Here is a 3402-nt window from a genome sequence, read left to right on the forward strand (position 1 = left end):
ACCTTCCCTACGGTAGGGTTTACCTGCGAGTCGAATTGCTTTTGTGTTGATTCAATTTGTTTATCAATTTTTTCCTGTGGCGCGCCACTCTTTTCCATCATTGCGGTGGTAGCCTTTACTACAGCATCCTGGGTTTTTTGAGCCATATCCGGCTCAATAAATTTAGCAAAAAGCAGGTCCCTACCAACGGTTTGTATGGCAAATGACACGATACACATAATAAATATACCCGTAGTTGCCTGTTTAAAATCCCAAAAGCCTCCAATTTTTTTACGCAGATCAATTGTAAAAAATATAGTAACGGCAATAGGCAAAATCACCGAAAAAATAATTGGTACAGCAATTACCCCAAGGGCACTTTCCATTGATATCATTATGTAGAAGGTAACTATACCTAAAATAAGCATAATGACCCCCAAAAGGAGCCCATTATTAAGCGCATTCTTTTTAATTTCTGAATCTAAATTTTCCATAATATTGTTTGTTTAGGTTTATTTAAAAGCTTGCAATATATTTAATACCGCCATATCAAACGGTTTGTCTAAAGCTTTATCGGCTATTTTGGCTTTCTCAGGTACTGAGGGATCAATATTCTGAAAAAAGCACATTACCGGGTAAAACAGTTCTTTCAGTTCAGAATCGTCGGGCAAAGAATCGGCAATTTTGCTTATCTCTTCAACAGGGCTTTCCATTAATATCTGGTTGGCAATAACCGGTTCATATATCCGGTACTCGTCCTGAAACTCATCCTCATCAACCAATAAAAACTCTTTTAAATAATCTTCCAGTTCAGGCTCAAGGTGCTCGTCCTCGCACTCGTTTAAGTAAAGCAACACATTTAACAGCTCGGTACCCCTATCCAGTGTTTGTTCTTCAATTTCTTCCCATTCGGGCGTTTCCAGGTAATCTTCCTCCAGTTTCTTTACATCGGCACTAAAAAAGTTGATCATCAGCAAATCAAAAAACACCTCACGTAAAATTTCAAGTTGGGGGTTATTATCAAAAATCTCATCCAGCTTATCCACCTTGGTCATAAAATCGTCGTCAAGTGCGAATATTTCATTAAACTTCCTGGTGAGCTTGGTAGCGTCAAAATCACTGTAATCTGAAAAAGATTGTAAAGCTGCAGCTATTGAATATTTTATTTTTGGATCGATCATACTATTACTATTTAAATTGTTGATTGTTATTACAAGTTAACAATACCTGGCCTTTTAAGTTGTTCCCTATAAATGGGGAGTTTGAAGATTTAGAGTGGTTGTTTTCTTTAGTGTACGTCCAGGTTGCATCCTTATCAAATACTACCAGGTTGGCTTTTTGCCCTTCGGCAATTACAGGCACTTCTATACCTAATATTTTGCGTGGGTTGATGGCCAGTTTCTGTATTACAAGGCCTATATCTAATCCGGCAGTTAAAGCCAGCGAAAAAGCTGTTTGCAACCCGGCAATGCCATATTCGGCCACCTCAAACTCAACATCTTTAAATTCTATCTCGTGTGGTGTATGCTGTGATACTATAGCATCAATGGTTCCGTCCTTTAAGCCCGCTATCAGTGCATCTACGTCTTTTTGTGTACGCAGTGGTGGTTTAACTTTATAAAGACTGTCAAAGCCTTTTAGGGTCTCGTCGGTCAATACTAAATGATGTGCGGCTACATCGCAGGTAACCTGCACACCTTTTTTCTTCGCTTCGCGGATAAGATCAACCGAGCGTGCCGTAGATATGGTACTAAAATGAATTTTTGATTCGGTATATTCTGCCAGGTACAGGTCGCGGGCTATCATTAACTCTTCTGCTAATGAAGGTATACCTTTCATACCCAGCATGGTGCTTACTTCGCCTTCATTTACTTTGGCTTTACCTGCAATAGCTGTATCTTCCGGGTATGAAAATACCAGCGCGTTAAAACCTTTGGTATATAATAAGGCCCTTTCCATTAAACCGGCATCCTGCACAGGGCGGTTACCGTCTGTAAATGCTTTGGCTCCGCTCAGGTACATATCATACATTTCCGCCATGTCCTTACCTTCGCGCTTATGCGATATGGTTCCCAACGGATATACATCAACCAGGGTGTTTTTGGCCCTGTTAAATAAATATTCCACTTCGGCTTTTGAGTGTACGGGTGGTTGCGTATTGGGCATTAAGGCAATGCCTGTAAAACCGCCTGCTGCCGCGGCATGGGTACCGGTTTCTAATGTTTCTTTGGTTTCAAAACCCAGTTCGCCAATATTACAGTTTAAGTCAAAAAATCCGGGAGCTACCTGTTTGCCTTTGGCATCAAATACAGGCTCGTCGGCAGCAATGTTAGCAGCAATTTGAGTGATGATCCCTTTTTGAATTAATATATCAGCAATTTTTTGGTTATAAGTTGAGTTAGGGTCAATTATATTGGCTGATTTAATAAGCAAATTCATTAGCGTTGCTTTATGTATAGAGTGTGTGTCAGGCGGGCTGCAAAGCTGGTGCTTTATCTAGTTTATAGAACCGGATAATCAATATTTCTGCAGCCAAAAATATCAATGCCAAAATTATACAAAGTTTCCATAATTGCATACCTAAATTTGTTTGGGTCACCGCATCTTTTAATGACCCCGTTCCTAACAGTATATTTCCGTTGTCGGGCAACACCTTTTTAAGGTCGGCCCGGCTAAAATAACTCAGGTCAGATTCGCTCCTGTTATCATTAAAAGCCATCACGGCAACTGTACTATCCTGCTTGTTTAAGTTATAAAGGCCAGTCTCTCGCAACTGATCTGAAACATACAATAGGGTACTGCCTTCATCCTGCTTTACATCGGGTATAATGCTTTGACTACCCTTTACCAACTTCAATATTTGCTTTTCTGACGTTTCAACCGAGGGTATCTCCATAGTTTCGTCGCGCCCCAGCGTATAAAATAACGACTGATCATGCCCGCTTAATAAAGCTATCCTAAACATTATAGGTACAAATAGCGCATGTCGTGGTAAATTGCTATAGCTATCATCCAGCGGCACGGCAGATAGATAAACCTTACCTTTACCATTGGTATAACTGGCCCAAAATGGGCTGCCGTTTTGTAATTGCATCAAGCTTTCGCTACCGTTACCGGAATTACTTAACCGATAATATTTTTTTACTTCGGGCAGATCGGGGTTTTGCGGAAAGTTCTCAAAAATGCTTGCAAACACCGGGTTGCGTAAATTTAGCTCCCTTACCCTGGCAGTTTCGGTAACTAAAACTTCGGGGTAAGCAGCATTCATGGCCTGTAAAAAACTGCGGTAGCTGTTTATATCAGCATCAACCGCCGGGAAAACACTTAGTATACCGCCTTTGCTTACATAAACGTTTAATTGTTGTGCCAAACCAGGGGTAACAGTTTTTACATCGCTTATAACAATAAGCGGATAGGTGCTTA

At 40.5% G+C, this 3402-nt stretch carries 3 protein-coding genes and 1 pseudogene; all 4 read right to left on the reverse strand.

All coding sequences use genetic code 11. The features are described from left to right. Positions 1-473: DUF4199 domain-containing protein (locus tag ABI367_RS02125; RefSeq protein WP_462229553.1), on the reverse strand; the 473-nt coding region annotated here is incomplete at its 3' end. A gap of 18 nt (positions 474-491) precedes the next feature. Further along, on the reverse strand, positions 492-1160 hold the full coding sequence (locus ABI367_RS02130) for a hypothetical protein (protein WP_462229555.1): 669 nt from the start codon (positions 1158-1160) through the stop codon (positions 492-494). A 7-nt stretch (positions 1161-1167) separates the two neighbouring features. Further along, complete coding sequence (locus ABI367_RS02135) at positions 1168-2418, reverse strand: dihydroorotase (protein WP_462229557.1); 1251 nt, start codon at positions 2416-2418, stop codon at positions 1168-1170. 28 nt (positions 2419-2446) lie between these two features. Then, positions 2447-3402: pseudogene (locus ABI367_RS02140) on the reverse strand (hypothetical protein); the annotation flags it as partial.

This window comes from Mucilaginibacter sp. (assembly GCF_039935595.1).
GTDB lineage: Bacteria > Bacteroidota > Bacteroidia > Sphingobacteriales > Sphingobacteriaceae > Mucilaginibacter.

Bases quoted from the DNA above. Each gene is read 5' to 3' on its own strand.
- ABI367_RS02130 (WP_462229555.1), bottom strand. From the start codon at position 1,160: ATGATCGATCCAAAAATAAAATATTCAATAGCTGCAGCTTTACAATCT.
- ABI367_RS02135 (WP_462229557.1), bottom strand. From the start codon at position 2,418: ATGAATTTGCTTATTAAATCAGCCAATATAATTGACCCTAACTCAACT.